The organism is Xanthobacter lutulentifluminis (assembly GCF_043194675.2).
GTDB lineage: Bacteria > Pseudomonadota > Alphaproteobacteria > Rhizobiales > Xanthobacteraceae > Xanthobacter.
On sequence record NZ_CM195525.1, the window covers coordinates 3511872 to 3527388 of the forward strand.

Sequence of the window (15517 nt, forward strand, 5' to 3'; positions counted from 1 at the left end):
AGAAGCACTTGGCCATGCACAATGCCATCAATGGGCAGGTCTTCTGGCAGTCCGGAACGGCCGGCTTGTCTGGGCAGCATGGCATGTCGTCCGGCATCGCGGACATGGACATATCGGAGGCCGCCGCCATCGCGGGGCCGCTCACCGGCGCGGTGAACGGTCCGGCAATGAGCCCCACGATCGCAAGGATCGGGAGCAACCTGCGTAGCCAAGGGGCGACCTTCATGCAGCGCAACATGTCATAGGCGACGCATTTTGGGAACGCGAGCAGCGGTACGGAGTTGTCACAGGTTCGTGGCAGATGGACGTCACTGCCATTCTCAGGATGAGGACGTGCATCGCGAACGCACGCGGCCGGCGAAGAAAAGGCATCGGAACCGCCGTCGCCGGATCACATGTCGGGGATGGTCACACGGAGCGAAGCAGGATCCCCACCAGCGGTAGCCGCAAGCGCAAAGAGACCATGCCATACGAAGAGAGCTGGGAGCGTGGCCGCTCGACGGAATCCGCAACAGGTTCTTCGGCGAAGCGCCGCAACGGCGAAGCTACCGGGCTCAATCACGGAACTAGCCGGAGAGACGAACCACCGACGGATGGCGGATTCACATCGCCGGTAAGCCCAAACAGTAGATTGTCGAGTTCTGCCTCAGGGATATCCAAGCGGGCCGCAACGTGCCGGCGCGTCACGCCTTCCCGCCAAAGTTCGGTAAGGACACGCTGCCATATTGCAGATCGCTCCGGTGGAAGGCCGTCAGGCTCGTTGACGCCGAACCGCTTGTTTATCTGGATGCAGAATGTCCGGTAGTTCCAATCGGAGATCCGGCCGATCCGGTGGAGGCGATGCGCAAGCGCAGCGACGGATACGCCCCACCGCCTCTTTGCGAGCACCAATTGATCGAGGCTTCGGACGAATGGGATCGTCGCCACGACGTCGTCGTGAGGCATCAGGAACGACGATGCAAACGCATGTGCCTCGAGTTCGGCAGCGCGCCCTTGATTGGGACCACCATGCTTGTGCAAGACAAGGTGCGCCAGCTCATGAGCAGCGTCGAACCGACTGCGCTCCGTGGTCTTGAAGGTGTTGAGGAAGACATACGGCTCGCCATCGTGCCAACAGGAAAAGGCATCCACATTCTTCGTGTTCTCGGCCAGCGAGAAGACGCGGACGCCCTTCGTCTCAAGCAGCTTGATCATATGCGAGATCGGCCGTTCGCCGATCGCCCAATGCTGGCGCAGCGCACGTGCGGCTCCAGCGGGATCGCGTTCATGGCTGAGGTCGAGCAGGTCTGGCTGCGGCAGAACGAACCGTTCCCGCACCCAGGCTGACATCTCGAAGGCCAGTGAGCCAGCCGCGAGCGCCGCATCGCGCTCTCGCGCCGACATCGCCGTGAGGCTCCGGAAGCTGGCGGCATCAGCGCTGATCGGTGCCGCGTCGTCCCGGAAGAAGAACTCCCGCGGGAATCCCAGCGCGCGCACCAAGCCGTCGACCGTGTCTTCATCCGGAACCTGCTGCCCGTTGACGACACGCGACAGGGTGACCGGCGATATGCCGGCTTGCTCGGCGAGGGCCTTGGCGGTCAACCGCTGCCGCTTCCGCGCGAGCTCCATTCTGCCAATGTTGAACATGGCCTAGCGACGCAGAACAGCAGGCTCGAACTCGATGCCATCCGGACGATCGCTATCAAGGATGGCATCCGCCGGCCATTCACCACCACCGAGGATGAAGATGCGCTCGATAAAGCCCTCGAAATTGCCGCCGGAAATACCTGAAGGCAGCGACAGCTCGGCGCGGACATCATCACCTTGAACCGACACGCAGAAGAACCATACGCCGGTCCGGAGTTCCGCCAGCCCCTGATCCCGCACCGCTGACATCTCTTCCTCGGGGAACAGCCCGGCCTGTCCCACCGCAATGATACGGTCGGCGCCGGAGCCTTTCCCGGAAACCGCTTGCGGCTTGTGCAACTTGTCGGCGGCAAGGTCGACACTTTGATAGACCACCTTGAGGGGGCTATCCGGATGCTTGACGGATTCGACGTTGTTCTCGCGATAATTGACCCAGCCGATTGCCCGGAAAAGTTGCCGCACATATCGGGTGCCGTAGATGTAGGCGAGCAGCCCCTCCGCAGAAGCGGGATCATCGGCGATCGCGTCGGCACGCGCAGCGACCACGCCGCGCACGACCTCAAGCAGCGCCTGGCGCGTGACACCGAACTCGGCGAGGCGAGCATCGACTTCAGGATGATCGGCAAGCACACGAACCGCAGCCATCGAATCACTCCCACGATAATTTTCATCGCCTCATTTGTGGAGGAAAAAATTATCGCGCGCAACTGTCTTAGTTGGGTGGTTGGACCCGGGGGATGGCCGAAAGAGGGAGGCCGTCGAGAATATCATAATACCAGGCAGTCCTGGCTACAGCCGACGCCGATGCACGCGTTGAGCTGGTCGTTCACGAAAGATAGCGGCTTCAGGTACCGGCCCTCGCTGCACCACCTCCCGATGGGGGTGCAGCGGAGCGCGTTCGATCGCGGAGATCATCCCCGCGAAGGAGAGGGCGGCTAATGATCGTGATGATCGCGCCGGTGAACGGCTTCCCGGTTTCAGCCGACGCCCTCATAAGCGACGAACGTCATCATGCCGGTCGCCATGTGGTACAGGTGGTGGCAGTGGAGTGGCCAGCGTCCGGGATTGTCCGCGTCGAAGGCAACGGTCACGCGAGCCATCGGCGGGAGGAGAATAGTGTCGCGCAGCGCACCGCCGAGCGTCTTGCCGTTAACGCCGACCACCTGGAATGCGTGGCCGTGCAGATGCATCGGGTGAGCCATCATCGACATGTTCGTCAATGCGAGCTCAACGCGCTCTCCCCGCTTGATCCGTAGCGCGTCGCCTCCTCCGATACCCCAGCTATAGTCCGCCATATTGCCGGTGAGGGTGAGCGCGAAGCGGCGGTCGGCGGGACGCTGCGCGAGCGGTTCTATGGCGCGCAGCCTCTGCTCGAGGCCGAGCCCGAGCACGGGTCCCTTGGCCTCTCCGAGCTCCGGAATCTTGCCGACGACCGCGCCGGCGGATGCCAGGATGATTCCCGCTCGTTCGGCGCCACCCTCCCGAAGGGCGAGGATCGGATGCGACCCGCCCGCCTTCGGCAGCGCCAACCGGATATCCAAGCGCTGGCCCATGGAAATCGGGAAGGACCGGCCGGCGACCGGCTGAACGGCTTGGCCGTCGACCGCGATGAGTTCACCATCCAGACTTCCGGTATTGATGGTGAAGGCGGTCGCCGTCGCGCCATTTATGATCCGCAGGCGCACCCGGCCGCCCTTGTCGACGGCGACGACCTCGGGGTCGTCCAGCGTGCGGTCATTGGCGAGGTAGGCATCATAGTCGATATCGTTGAGGTCCATCGCCATGCCCGGCATGCTTTGCATCTGGCCCATCGCGCCGGAGGCCATCATGCCCGCCATTCCCTTCATCGCGTCGCTTTGGCCCATCGCGCCGTGATCCATCGGCATGGCGCCGGCGGAGCTTGCCTTGAGCTTGGCGAGCAGCTCCTCCGCGGGCGTGAACGAGAAATCATGCAGCAGGATCACCACCTCCTGCTCGTCCCGCTGCCGGTCGGCGGCGGTCCGCACGATCAGCGGCGCCGCCAGCAGATTCTGCTCCTGCAGCGTATGAGCGTGCATCCAGTGGGTGCCTCCGGTGCCGACCGGGAAGGTGTAGCGGCGCGTTTCGGAGGGTCCCAGAAGCGCAGCGGGATTGTCCGGCACGCCGTCCATCGTCCAGGGCGGTGTCAGGCCATGCCAATGGATCAGGGTCGGCTCACCAATCCGGTTGGAGAGCGCGACGTCGAAGCTGCTCCCGGCATCCAGCGCCAGGCCCAATGTGCCGTCGGTCTGGGCAAGCCCGAACACGCGCGCTGCCTTGCCATTGACCTCGATGGTCCGACTGACCACGCCGAGCGGGCGCGGTATGGCGTTTGACGCGGGCGGAGTGGCGTCGGGTGCCGTCTGCGCCCAGGCGTTGATTGGATGAAAGGCAGCTGAGGTGCCGAATACGGCCGCTCCGGCCATCATCCGGTTGAGAAAATGACGACGATTCATGGTGTGGGTCCTTGTTCCCTTGCCGGTAGCAGGCCGGCTGACTGATCATGCGAATGCGCATTGAGCGACCTGATGCCCACGGAGCATCAGGTCAGGTCCGATCAGGCACGGGTTCGGGGAGGACCGAGGGTGGGTGGAAACGCCACGCCGGTGACGATCTCGTCACGCTGTGCGTAACGCGCAGTGAGCACGATGCGCTGCGGGACAGTCGCATCTGGCGCGGCAAGGGCCACAACACAGGATGCGCATACGCTGCTGCAACAGAGCGCATGGTCGACGGCGTGAAAATGACCTTGGAGACCATCGCCGCTGATGACGGCCCGAAGCTGCCCGCTTTCCACGACGGTTGTTTGCTCGTGGCGAACAAGGTCATGACACGGCATGGCCTGTGCGCTGGCGACAGGGGCAACGAGCAGCGCGATCGCGACCAGAAAGGCCAGCAACGCTCTCATCCATCCGATCGTCTGCAACCCGACGCTCATGCCTGACCCCTGCCTCCTCAAGAAGGCACCCTCCGCACAATTCCACCTTGATCCACATCAATGGCCTCTGTGAGGTGTTCTCGCGTCACGAGAACGTGTCCCTTCGCGAGGCCTTTGGGCTGGGGCCGCCGATTCTGTCCCGGCGCATGTCTCATTCGGCCGCGAGTTGGCCGGCAACAGACTCCGACCTCACCGCCGCAGCGTTCGACGCCAGCCCCCATCCCTTGACTAGGCCGTAGATCGCCGGAATGACGATCAGCGTCAGCAGGGTCGAGAAACCATGCCGCGGATCATCGGCACGGCGATCCGCTGCATGATCTCGGAGCCGGCTCCTGTGCTCCACAGGATCGGGATCAGGCCCGCCATGATGGCAACCACGGTCATCATCTTGGGCCGCACGCGCTCGACGGCGCCCTCCATGATGGCGTGATGGAGGTCGGCGCGCGTCAGGCTCCGGCCTGTTGCCGTGATCTTCGTGCCAACTTCGTTCCAAACGCGGTCGAGGTAGATCAGCATGACCCCGCTGGTTTCCGCCGTCATACCCCCGTTGTTATGTCGCTACCGGCAGGTGCGGCGACGGGGCGGCGATCGCCAGGATTGAGAGCAGTCGAAAAAGCCAAGACTGGATCGTCATATCCTAAATCTCACAATATCTTGATCGGTGGAAGAGCATCGCGTTCACGTTCTTGGCAGAGTCGGCAGCAATGACGGCCGTCGTCACGTCAAAGTCACGTGGAAAGTTGTTTCTTCATCCTGAGCCGTCTAACACGTCGTATTCACGGGCTGACGTTCCACAGCGGAAGCCTTGCGGGGAAAATTGGTGCGACTGCCGAACACCAGCCTCGGGGTTTTTTCATATGAGGCCAAATTGGTCCTTGCCATTTCGCGGCGTCACCCGTAGTTTGCAATGCGATATGATGCCTTCGCTTCGCTCATTCGTGATTCTTCTGACCGTGCTCGCCTTTTCGGTGGCAAGCACGGGTTGGGGCATTGCGAGCGGCTTGATGGCGTCGAGCGGTGGGAAAGGGCACCACGCGCCGATCGAAGCCAGCCATTCTAGCGGATCGCATGAGCACGGCGACAGCGACTTGGCCCAGAATTCCGCTTGTCTGGAAGCGGACGGCCCAGCCTGCGCTGCTAAGCATCAACACAGCGACACATCGAGTTCCTGCTGCGCTATGGCCTGCCACACTGCAATTCCGGCTAGCGCATGCGCCATGGTCGTTATCGCCTTCGAGCGGACCATCGATCATCCGTCGCTTGAGGCGGGTGTAAAGGGATCGTCCGCGACGCGCCTTGAACGCCCGCCGAGATCCGCCGACGTCTGATCGTCGGCCGACTCCCTTCACGACCTCTGATCGCTGACGGACAAGATCCGTCTCCGTTTCTGTCTTCGGGTTTCTGCCGACGGCTTTTGCTGCTGCGTCTCCGCAGCCGCTGAAGATCGCTGTTCGATGCCGCGCGGCCATGCCGCTCGGGCCGACTGGGCCGATTCCGAGGATCTCCATGAAACCTGTCTTCCTGACGGCCTTCGCCGTCGTCCTGTCCGCATGTTCCGGACCACCTTTGATTGAGGTGGGTCCCAGCCCGTCCGACGCGAGTTCGAGCGTGAAGCCATTGCGCTACGCGCCCGTCACCGCGGGAACGGTCGACTACCGTCCGGTCGATCCGAAACCCTGGATTGAACGCAATGAGCGCGTCGCTCCCAAGACGGGGGGCGAATGATGGTGCTCACAATCGACAGCCAGGCGAAGCCTCTTCCTGCACCGCCTTGGAGGCGGCTCGTCGCGATCGGCGCCGTCGCCGCGACGCTGGGTGGCTGCGTAACATTCACGCCGGATGGTGGCATGAGCCCGGTGTCGGCGGAGGTCTCGGCCGCGATCGGCAAGGACACCGTGAAGATCGCATCATCGGCCGAGGCGTCAGCGGTCCAAAGCCGCGTCAATGCGCTCTTGACCAAACCCCTGACCGCGGACGGCGCCGTTCAGCTCGCGCTCATCAACAACCGGGGTCTTCAGGCCGAGTACAATGCGCTCGGCATTTCCGAGGCCGCCTTCGTCGAGGCCAGCCTGCCGCCCAATCCGGTCATCGGGGTCGAGCGACTCTCCACCGGCGGCTCGCTGGATATCGAACGTCGCGTGATCGCCAATATCCTGGCGCTCCTGACACTTCCGGCCCGCAGCGATATCGCCAGGACGCAGTTCGAAGCCGCTCGACAGAAGGCGATCGAGGCAACCTTCCGCACCGCCGCGGAGACACGCCGTGCCTACTACCGCGCCGTGGCTTCGCGGCAGACGGCGTCGTTCCTCGAACAGGCGCGGGTCTCGGCCGACGCAGCCGCCGACCTCACGCGCAAGCTCGGAGAGACCGGCGCCGCGAAGAAACTCGACCAGGCCCGAGCAAGTGCCTTCTACGCCGAGGTGTCCAACGAGCTTGCCCAGGCTCGATTGAGGGTCGGCACGGATCGCGAGGCGCTGACCCGCATGCTCGGCCTGTGGGGGCCCGACGTCGACTACAGATTGCCGGGGCAACTCCCGGGCATGCCCCGCATCCAGACGGCACAACAGGTCGAAGTCGATGCCATTCGAAAGCGGGTCGATCTCATCGCGGCACGCCTCGAGCTCGACGCCATGGCCAAGACCCTTGGGCTGACCGAGGCGACGCGGTTCATCTCCATGCTCGATGGTGGCTGGCGCGGCAACTACGAGCGATCAACCGTGGACGGCGTGCGGGAGAGCTCGTCCCCGCGCGGCTTCGAACTTGAAATCCAGATCCCGATCTTCGACGGCGGCGAAGTCAATGTGCGCCGATCGCAGGAGACTTACATGCAGGCGGTCAACCGCCTGATGGAGAAAGCAGTGAACGTGCGCTCGGAAGCGCGCGCGGCCTATCTCACCTATCGCGGCAGCTACGACATTGCCCGCCAGTATCAGAACAGCATTCTGCCGCTGCGCCGGACGATCAACGAGCAGGCCCTGCTCGAATACAACGGCATGCTGATCGACGTCTTCGAGCTTCTGACGACGGCGCGGGAAAGCATCGCCACCAACGTCGCGGCAATCGCCGCCAAGCGCGACTTCTTCATCGCCACCGTGGACTTCGAGACCGCGATCATCGGCGGAGGCAGCTCAGCCGGTTCGGCCGAGGGCTCCGTCGTAACCGCGGCCGCCGAAGGCGGGAACTGACCGGAAAAGGGAGACCATCATGACGATCTCACGTCGAAATTTCCTCGGCGCCTCCGGTGGCATGGCGCTGATCAGCGCAAGCGCGGTCTCAGGCCGCGCCCAGGCGGCTGCGATCCCCGAAGCCGCAACCATGAAGGAATCGGTCATGCAGCCACCGCTCGTTCCGACGAGCGGGCCGGACTATCAGCCCGTCGTCACGCTCAACGGCTGGACCCTGCCGTGGCGCATGAACGGCGACTGGAAGGAATTCCATCTCGTCGCCGAGCCGGTGGTGCGCGAGTTCTCGCCCGGCATGGTCGGCCACCTGTGGGGCTATAACGGCCAGTCGCCAGGACCGACCATCGAGGCGGTCGAGGGCGACAAGGTCCGCATCTTCGTCACCAACAAGCTGCCGGAGCACACCACCATCCATTGGCACGGGCAGTTGCTGCCCTGCGGCATGGACGGGGTCGGCGGGCTGACCCAACCGCACATCAGGCCAGGCAAGACCTTCGTCTACGAATTCCAGCTCCAGAAGAGCGGCACGTTCATGTACCACCCCCATGCCGACGAGATGGTCCAGATGGCCATGGGCATGATGGGCTTCTTTGTGGTGCATCCGAAGGACCCCGCCTTCCGGCGCGTCGACCGCGACTTCGTGTTCCTGATGGCGGCCTACGACATCGATCCCGGCACCTATGTGCCGAAGGTCGCCGAGATGACCGACTTCAACATGTGGACCTGGAACAGCCGGGTTTTCCCCGGCATCGACCACATCGTCGCCGGCAAAGGTGAGAAAGTCCGCATCCGGTTCGGTAATCTCACCATGACGAACCACCCCATCCACATGCACGGCTACGACTTCAAGGTGTCGTGCACGGACGGCGGCTGGGTGCCGGAGGCGGCGGCCTGGCCGGAGGTCACCATCGATTGCGCCGTCGGACAGATGCGCGCTTTCGATTTCGTCGCCGACAAGCCCGGCGATTGGGCGATCCACTGCCACAAGTCGCACCACACCATGAACGCCATGGGTCACGACGTGCGCAACTTCATCGGCGTCGACAAGAAGGAGTTTGCCAAGAAGGTCCGCAAGCTGGTGCCGGACTACATGCCGATGGGCACCGCCGGCATGGCCGACATGGGCGAGATGGAAATGCCGCTGCCCGACAACACCCTGCCGATGATGACGGGCTTCGCCCAGTTCGGGGCGGTCGAGATGGGCGGCATGTTCTCGGTCGTCAAGGTGCGCGAGGGGCTCGCATCCGGCGACTACAAGGATCCGGGCTGGTTCAAGCACCCGGAAGGGACGGTCGCCTTCGAGTGGAAGGGCGAACCGAAAAAAGCCGAACGCAAGCCTCCCGCCGCGTTCGACAAGACGAAAACTGCCGAGTTCACCGTCGTGAAACCCGGCAAAAAATCCCCCCATGGCAATCATTGAGAAGGATTTCTACGTGCAACCACGATTCCTGATCGCCGCGCTTGCGGCCCTTACTCTGTCGACCGCAGCGCTGGCCGACGCTGGTCATTCCCACGGGGATGACCGGGCCTATGGCGAACCCGGAGATCCCAAGAAACCAGCACGCACCATCCAAATCACCATGCGCGAAGCGGACGGGAAGATGGTGTTCATCCCGAACAAGATCGACATCCGCAAGGGCGAGCAGGTCAAGTTCGCCATCCGCAACAATGGTGAGCTCGATCACGAGATCGTCGTCGGCACGCTCGACGAAAACCTCAAGCACATGGCCGAGATGATGAAGAACCCGGACATGGAGCATGACGATCCCAACGCCAAGCGCCTGGCCCCGAAGAAGACCGGCGACATCGTCTGGAAATTCACCAAGGCCGGGGAGTTCGACTTCTCCTGCCTCATCCCCGGTCATCGGGAAGCCGGGATGTCCGGCACCATCATCGTCAAGTAGTTGCACCGAACAAAGGAGCATAGACATGCGCAAACTGATGATAGCAGCAGCGATCTCCGCGTTCTCGACCGTCGCCTTGGCGCAAACCGCGCCGGTCGACGGGCAGATCACCAAGATCGACCAGGCCCAAGGCAAGGTCACGCTCAAGCATGGGCCGATCAAGAACCTCGACATGGACGGCATGACGATGGTGTTCGCCGTCGCCGACCCGGCCATGCTGAAAGCGGTCAAGGTGGGCGACAAGGTGAAGTTCGAGGCCGATCGGGTGAGCGGCCGACTGACGGTCACCAAGATCGACAAGTCGAAGTAACATCTCGTTGTCTCGGGGAGCGCCGCAGCGCTCCCCGTCCGCCGGAGGATTGCCCGATGAACATGGACCGCAGACGCATGCTCCTGCTCGCGGGCGCGACACTGTTCGCGCCGGCGGCTGCCAGGGCCGCTGGCCAACCTCTGGTCACGGTCTACAAGGACCCGTCCTGCAGCTGCTGCAGCGCTTGGGCCGACCACATCGCGAAGGCCGGCTTTCCCACGAAGATCGTCGAGGAGCCGAGGATCAACGCGATCAAAGTTCGCTTTGGGATTCCGTCGGCGCTCTGGTCCTGCCACACGGCCGAGGTCGAGAACTTCCTTCTCGAGGGCCACGTTCCGGCCGCGGCTTTGGCCCGGCTCTTGGCTGCCCGGCCGTCCGTGCGCGGAGTTGCTGTTGCCGGCATGCCGGTGGGATCACCCGGCATGGACGTCGCCGGAATGGAACCCGAGACCTACGACGTGATGGCTTTTGGTTCCGAACCGCCGAGCGTGTTCATGCGCTTCCGCGGCGCCAGCCCGATTCCAAGTTGAGCGCACAGCCATGGACGAACGATCGGAGAGCATTCGGAAGGCGCTGCCGATTAGTGGCATTGTCGCGATGTATGTGGACAGCACGGCCTTCGCCCCAATCCATTGAGTTCTCACATGGCTGCTGCTCGCCGTCACGGTCGTTCATGTGAGCGCTGCCCTCTGGCATCATTTCGTCCAGCGCGACGAGGTTCTTCGTCGAATGGTCGTCGGCATGAAAAGAACGTGACCAGACGAATTTGCCTAGCGCACGCATGGAAGCGTGGGGCGAACTCTCTGTCCGAGAGCCGGCTTGTCTTCCCGAAATCGCTGGCCGCACGAGCTTTCACGATTCGGCCCGGCAAGCCGTGCCTGCTCGGCCGTTGGTGCACGACGCCAAATTGAGCTTCATCCATGACCTCTTGGCCCATCGGCGAACTTAACCTCGATCAAAGACATGCCTTGAGCAACCGGCGACCAAACAGGCGCGGCATGAAAGTGCGCCCACGTTGGGGGTGCGCAGGCCGAACTTCATCGATTCCGTAAGCACCACAATCTCCCGAAGGCCGCAACAAACAGCAGGATTGCGTAGAATGACCTCCGACCGGCCACATGCCCACGATCACAACGGTCATGCCGATCATGCTGGCAGCCTGCGGCAGGATGATCGTCACACCGATCCCACGATCGTGGCGGCAGCCGGTTCCAGTCATTCCGAGCATGCCGGGCATGATCATGGCGCGATGGTCGCCGACTTTCGGCGCCGTTTCTGGGTCACGCTCGTTCTCACGCCTCCGGTCTTGCTTCTGTCGCCGATGATCCAGCATTGGTTTGGCATCGCCGAGAAAATGGCATTTCCGGGCGACAGCATCGTCCTATTCGCGCTCTCGACCATCGCCTACGTCTATGGCGGGTGGCCATTCCTCACCGGTTTCACGTCCGAGCTGCGCAAGGGGCAGCCCGGGATGATGACCCTGATCGCCCTGGCGATCTCGGCGGCCTACTTCTTCTCGGCCGCCACCACTTTCGGCTTTCCGGGAGAGCCGTTCTATTGGGAACTCGTGACCTTGGTCGCGATCATGCTTCTCGGCCACTGGGTCGAGATGCGCTCCGTGATGGGTGCCTCGCGGGCGCTCGAGGAACTGGTCCGGCTGCTGCCCGATAGCGCTACGAAGATCGGCGCCGACGGCTCGATGCAAGAGGTTCCCATCTTCGCATTGCAGCCGGGGGATCGGGTTCTCGTACGCCCGGGCGCCAAGGTGCCCGTGGACGGGAAGATCATTGAGGGGTCATCCGGCTTCAACGAGGCGATGTTGACCGGCGAATCCCGCCCGGTTTCCAAGACGGTCGGCGCCACCGCCATTGGCGGCGCGATCAACGGCGCCAATGCCGTGACCATCGAGGTGACCGCTACGGGCGACGCTACCTATCTCGCCCAAGTCATCGATCTCGTGAAGAAGGCGCAGGCGACGCGCTCCAGAACGCAGGACATCGCCAACCGCGCCGCCTCATGGCTCACCTATATCGCTCTCGCCGTCGGCTTCGGCACGCTCTTCGTCTGGTGGCTGGTTCTCGGAGAGTCGCTCGAGTTCGCGCTTGAGCGCATGGTGACGGTTATGGTGGTCGCGTGCCCACATGCGCTCGGGCTTGCCGTTCCGCTCGTCGTCGCCGTCAGCACCTCGCTCAGCGCTGGGAACGGACTTCTGATCCGTGACCGCGCGGCCTTCGAACGCGCGCGCAATCTGAACGCTGTGGTCTTCGACAAGACCGGCACGTTGACGGAAGGCCGGTTTGGCGTCAGCGACATCGTGCTGCTCGCCGGCGGTGACGAGAACGAGGAACTCGCCCTCGCCGCAGCGGCCGAGAGCCAGTCCGAGCATCCGATCGCCCACGGCATCGTAGCCGAGGCGAGAGTTCGCAACTTGACCATCCCGAAGGCCAGCGAGGTCAGCAACATCACCGGCGAGGGCATCGTCGCAAAGGTCGATGGCGCCGACATCCGTATCGTGAGCCCCGGCCATCTCGCAAGGCAGGGCAAGGCGATCGGCCGCGATCGGCTCGACCAACTGGAAGCTCAGGGCAAGACGGTGGTCATCCTCGTCCGCGATGGCGAGCCGCGCGCCCTGTTCGCGCTGGCCGACATCGTCCGGCCGGAATCGAAGGCGGCCATCGCCGAACTGAAGTCGCTCGGCATCGACTCCGTGATGCTCACCGGCGACGCCACGGGGGTCGCGCAAGCGGTGTCGGAGGAACTTGGCATAGCCGAGTATTTCGCCGAGGTGCTGCCGAATCAGAAATCCGAGAAGATCGTGGAGTTGCAGGCGCGCGGACTGCAGGTTGCCATGGTTGGCGACGGCGTGAATGACGCGCCAGCGCTGGTTGTGGCCGATCTCGGGATCGCCATTGGCGCCGGCACCGACGTCGCGGTGGAATCCGCCGATGTCGTCTTGGTCAGGAGCGACCCGCGCGATGTAGCCGCGATCCTCGGCCTGTCACGCGCTACCTATCGCAAGATGGTGCAGAACCTGATCTGGGCGACCGGCTACAATGCAATCGCCATCCCGATGGCGGCTGGCATCACCTTCGGAACGGGCTTCCTGATGACCCCGGCCGTCGCCGCTGTCTTCATGTCCGCCAGCACCGTTATCGTCGCCATCAACGCGCAGTTCCTGCGTTTCTACAGGCGGCACAAATGAGGATGCGGCGCGGGATGTTTCGCTCGCTGCGGCGTGTATCTCCAAGGTTCCTATCGCCTCTACGCAGTCATTGGCACCGCCGCGACCAAGCTGAAATTCAGCTTTGCTACGCTCCCTAGCGTGTTGAACGCAATGTGCAGGGCCACGGATTCTCACGTGGATCGCGGCAGCGCTTTGGCATTCATTCCATCGGTGCGACAAGCTACTGCTCCGGATGAACGGGCAGAAATCCTGATCAGCTATGCAGATCGGGTGACTTATCCATCATGGACCAAGCCATGGACGTCTTGATCTTGCAACTCGGCCTGTCGCTTGCCATCGGCTTGCTCGTCGGCCTGGAGCGTGGATGGCGTGAGCGCGACACACCGGAGGGCGGGCGCGCGGCGGGCATCCGGACATACGGCATTTCCGGACTGCTCGGCGGCGCGACGGCAGCTCTCGGCGTCCGCCTCGACGCCCCCTCCATCCTGATCGCCGGCTTCCTCGCCTTCACCGCGGTCTTCGCCTGGTACAAGGCGCGCGAATCCCTCCACGACGAGGATTACAGCGTGACCGGCACCATCGCCGCGCTGGGTGTGTTCGCCCTGGGTGCGCTTGCCGTCGTCGGGGATCAACGCGCCGCCGCCGCCGGCGGGGCCGCGCTCGCCGCCGTTCTCGCCAGTCGCGAGCTTCTGCACGGGCTTCTCAGGCGAATTTCCTGGATCGAGCTTCGTTCGGCTCTGGTGCTCGCGGTGATGACGGCGATCATCCTGCCGCTGCTGCCCGATCGAGCGGTCGATCCCTGGGGCGGCTTCAATCCCCGGCAGGTATGGTTCTTCACCGTGCTGACGGCGGCGATCTCCTTCCTCGGCTACATCGCGGTGCGGGTTCTCGGCACCACCCGGGGTGTTCTGGTCAGCGGTCTTGCCGGGGCCGTCATCTCGTCCACCGCGGTAACCCTGTCGCTGGCGCGGACCGCCAGGACGGGAGGGGATCCCTGGCCGTTGGCGGGTGCCGCGATCCTTGCGGCGGGCGTATCCGCGATCCGGGTTACCGCAATCGTCGCCATCATCGCGCCGGCGGTGCTGGGCGTCGCGGGTCTGGCCATCCTGGCCGCATTCGCCGGCTTTGCGGCCTGCGGCAGTCTCATCCTGCTGTCGCGCCACACCGTCTCGGGTGAAGATGCGCAATCGCCGCGCAACCCCTTCGAGGTGGGGCCGCTGATCCTGTTCGCGGTGCTCTTCGCAGTCGTCTCCACCGTGAGCGCCGCCCTTTCGGTCGGAAGCAGCGGCGGGATGGTGGCGACCTCTGCCATCTCGGGACTATTCGACGTCGACATCGCGGTGCTCAGCGCGCTGCGGTTGCTCGGGCAGTCGGCAACCGTTGAGGCGGTCGGACATGCCGTCCTTCTGGCGCTCGCCACGAATGCCATTGGCCGCCTGTCCATCGCTGCCGCCGCGGGACCGGTTCGTTTCTGGCTCCCGCTGGCGGGCGCCACGGTGGCGGCAATAGCGCTCGGCTATGCCGCCTTTGCGACGCTGCCGCATTTTGAGTGGCCGGTTCCGTGAGCCCAGGTCGAGTCTTGATCCGAGCGACATAGCCCGGCGCCAGAGGGTTTCCCTGTTCCAACCGCCGCGTATCGCAGCGATGCAAGTCGAAATGCGGCCAAGTGAGACAACCGGAATGTTGAGTCCAAGGGGGAGCATCTAGTACGACAACAATGGGCGCCCCAATGACGACGGACCTTAATCGAGGTTAAAGATGCCTGCCCGGACCAGCGCCTACTCTGGAAAATGACGAAATGGGAGGGCATGGGCGGCATAGGGTGAAAGCGCCCGCAAAGCCGCCCTCGATCGTCATGCCCCGAAAGCTGGAGCCATCGGAATGAGCAACACCTCCGTCCACCACACCAAGGCGACCCCTGAGCCTTCGGTTTCGAATGCGTCGTCCTGCTGTGGCGGGGACCATACCGGCACGGAAGCCTCGGAGAAGGCGAATGCCCCTGGCTCCCGCGGGAATCACGGAAGCGCGGCGGCGCCCGACACCGCCGTGCCTGCCAGCGATCAGGACCAACCGGTCTCCAGTGCTGGTCATCACCCGAAGAAATCCGGTTGCTGTGGTGGTGGCTGACGCCGCGATCCGGGCCCAGGTAGACGGTGCCGCGTGAGCGCCCGATGCTGCTCAATCCGGAAATCGGCGCTCTCGCTATCTCCAGCCGTTCGGTACTGGTGGCGATCAACGTCCTGATGCTCAACCGCCCGTGGCGGGCCGGCATTACGCGCGGCAGCAGAATCCAAAGCGGACCAACGGAAGCCGCGGCCGAGGCGGCGACGTGATTGGGGCAACCGCCTTCCAGCC

15 protein-coding genes and 1 pseudogene are annotated in these 15517 nt (G+C 63.7%); 11 read left to right on the top strand and 5 right to left on the bottom strand.

Annotation, left to right across the window (positions count from 1 at the left end; all coding sequences use genetic code 11):
- The first annotated feature begins 14 nt into the window (after positions 1–14).
- Complete coding sequence (locus V5F49_RS16125; protein WP_509210703.1) at positions 15–245, top strand: hypothetical protein; 231 nt, start codon at positions 15–17, stop codon at positions 243–245.
- Positions 246–558: 313 nt separating this feature from the next.
- Here the strand turns inward: V5F49_RS16125 and V5F49_RS16130 are convergent, their stop codons facing one another.
- The 5 genes and pseudogenes from V5F49_RS16130 to V5F49_RS16150 form a co-directional block, all read right to left on the bottom strand.
- A complete protein-coding gene (locus tag V5F49_RS16130; RefSeq protein WP_246429781.1) occupies positions 559–1581 on the bottom strand; it encodes an ImmA/IrrE family metallo-endopeptidase in 1023 nt (340 codons plus the stop codon).
- Positions 1582–1629: 48 nt separating this feature from the next.
- Positions 1630–2271 (bottom strand): hypothetical protein, encoded by a 642-nt coding sequence (locus V5F49_RS16135; protein ID WP_183856777.1) that lies wholly within the window; start codon positions 2269–2271, stop codon positions 1630–1632.
- A 332-nt stretch (positions 2272–2603) separates the two neighbouring features.
- Positions 2604–4100, bottom strand: a complete 1497-nt coding sequence (locus V5F49_RS16140) for a multicopper oxidase family protein (RefSeq protein WP_183856775.1) — start codon at positions 4098–4100, stop codon at positions 2604–2606.
- Positions 4101–4201: 101 nt separating this feature from the next.
- A complete protein-coding gene (locus V5F49_RS16145) occupies positions 4202–4582 on the bottom strand; it encodes a hypothetical protein (protein WP_183856765.1) in 381 nt (126 codons plus the stop codon).
- A 151-nt stretch (positions 4583–4733) separates the two neighbouring features.
- Positions 4734–5125, bottom strand: a pseudogene (locus tag V5F49_RS16150) (efflux RND transporter permease subunit); the annotation flags it as partial.
- Between the two features lie 963 nt (positions 5126–6088).
- On the opposite strand from V5F49_RS16150, the gene V5F49_RS16155 reads away from it, so the two are divergent.
- From V5F49_RS16155 to V5F49_RS16200, 10 genes are all read left to right on the top strand, one after another.
- Positions 6089–6307 (top strand): hypothetical protein, encoded by a 219-nt coding sequence (locus V5F49_RS16155; RefSeq protein ID WP_183856763.1) that lies wholly within the window; start codon positions 6089–6091, stop codon positions 6305–6307.
- Positions 6307–7767 (top strand): TolC family protein, encoded by a 1461-nt coding sequence (locus tag V5F49_RS16160; RefSeq protein ID WP_183856988.1) that lies wholly within the window; start codon positions 6307–6309, stop codon positions 7765–7767. Before V5F49_RS16155 ends, V5F49_RS16160 begins: the two co-directional genes overlap by 1 nt.
- Before the next feature lie 19 nt (positions 7768–7786).
- Positions 7787–9184: a multicopper oxidase family protein gene (locus V5F49_RS16165; RefSeq protein ID WP_183856760.1), complete on the top strand. Its 1398-nt coding sequence runs from the start codon at positions 7787–7789 to the stop codon at positions 9182–9184.
- Positions 9171–9668, top strand: coding sequence for a cupredoxin domain-containing protein (locus V5F49_RS16170; protein ID WP_210308508.1), 498 nt, complete (start codon positions 9171–9173; stop codon positions 9666–9668). Before V5F49_RS16165 ends, V5F49_RS16170 begins: the two co-directional genes overlap by 14 nt.
- A 25-nt stretch (positions 9669–9693) precedes the next feature.
- Positions 9694–9978, top strand: coding sequence for a copper-binding protein (locus tag V5F49_RS16175; RefSeq protein ID WP_183856758.1), 285 nt, complete (start codon positions 9694–9696; stop codon positions 9976–9978).
- A 56-nt stretch (positions 9979–10034) separates the two neighbouring features.
- Positions 10035–10508 (top strand): DUF411 domain-containing protein, encoded by a 474-nt coding sequence (locus tag V5F49_RS16180; RefSeq protein WP_183856756.1) that lies wholly within the window; start codon positions 10035–10037, stop codon positions 10506–10508.
- Positions 10509–10653: 145 nt separating this feature from the next.
- Positions 10654–10734, top strand: a complete 81-nt coding sequence (locus V5F49_RS16185) for a hypothetical protein (RefSeq protein ID WP_238123147.1) — start codon at positions 10654–10656, stop codon at positions 10732–10734.
- 343 nt (positions 10735–11077) lie between these two features.
- Positions 11078–13180 (top strand): heavy metal translocating P-type ATPase, encoded by a 2103-nt coding sequence (locus V5F49_RS16190; protein WP_238123034.1) that lies wholly within the window; start codon positions 11078–11080, stop codon positions 13178–13180.
- A 278-nt stretch (positions 13181–13458) separates the two neighbouring features.
- Positions 13459–14727 (top strand): MgtC/SapB family protein, encoded by a 1269-nt coding sequence (locus V5F49_RS16195; protein WP_183856754.1) that lies wholly within the window; start codon positions 13459–13461, stop codon positions 14725–14727.
- Positions 14728–15333: 606 nt separating this feature from the next.
- Positions 15334–15495, top strand: a complete 162-nt coding sequence (locus V5F49_RS16200; protein ID WP_281810075.1) for a hypothetical protein — start codon at positions 15334–15336, stop codon at positions 15493–15495.
- Positions 15496–15517: the final 22 nt, after the last annotated feature.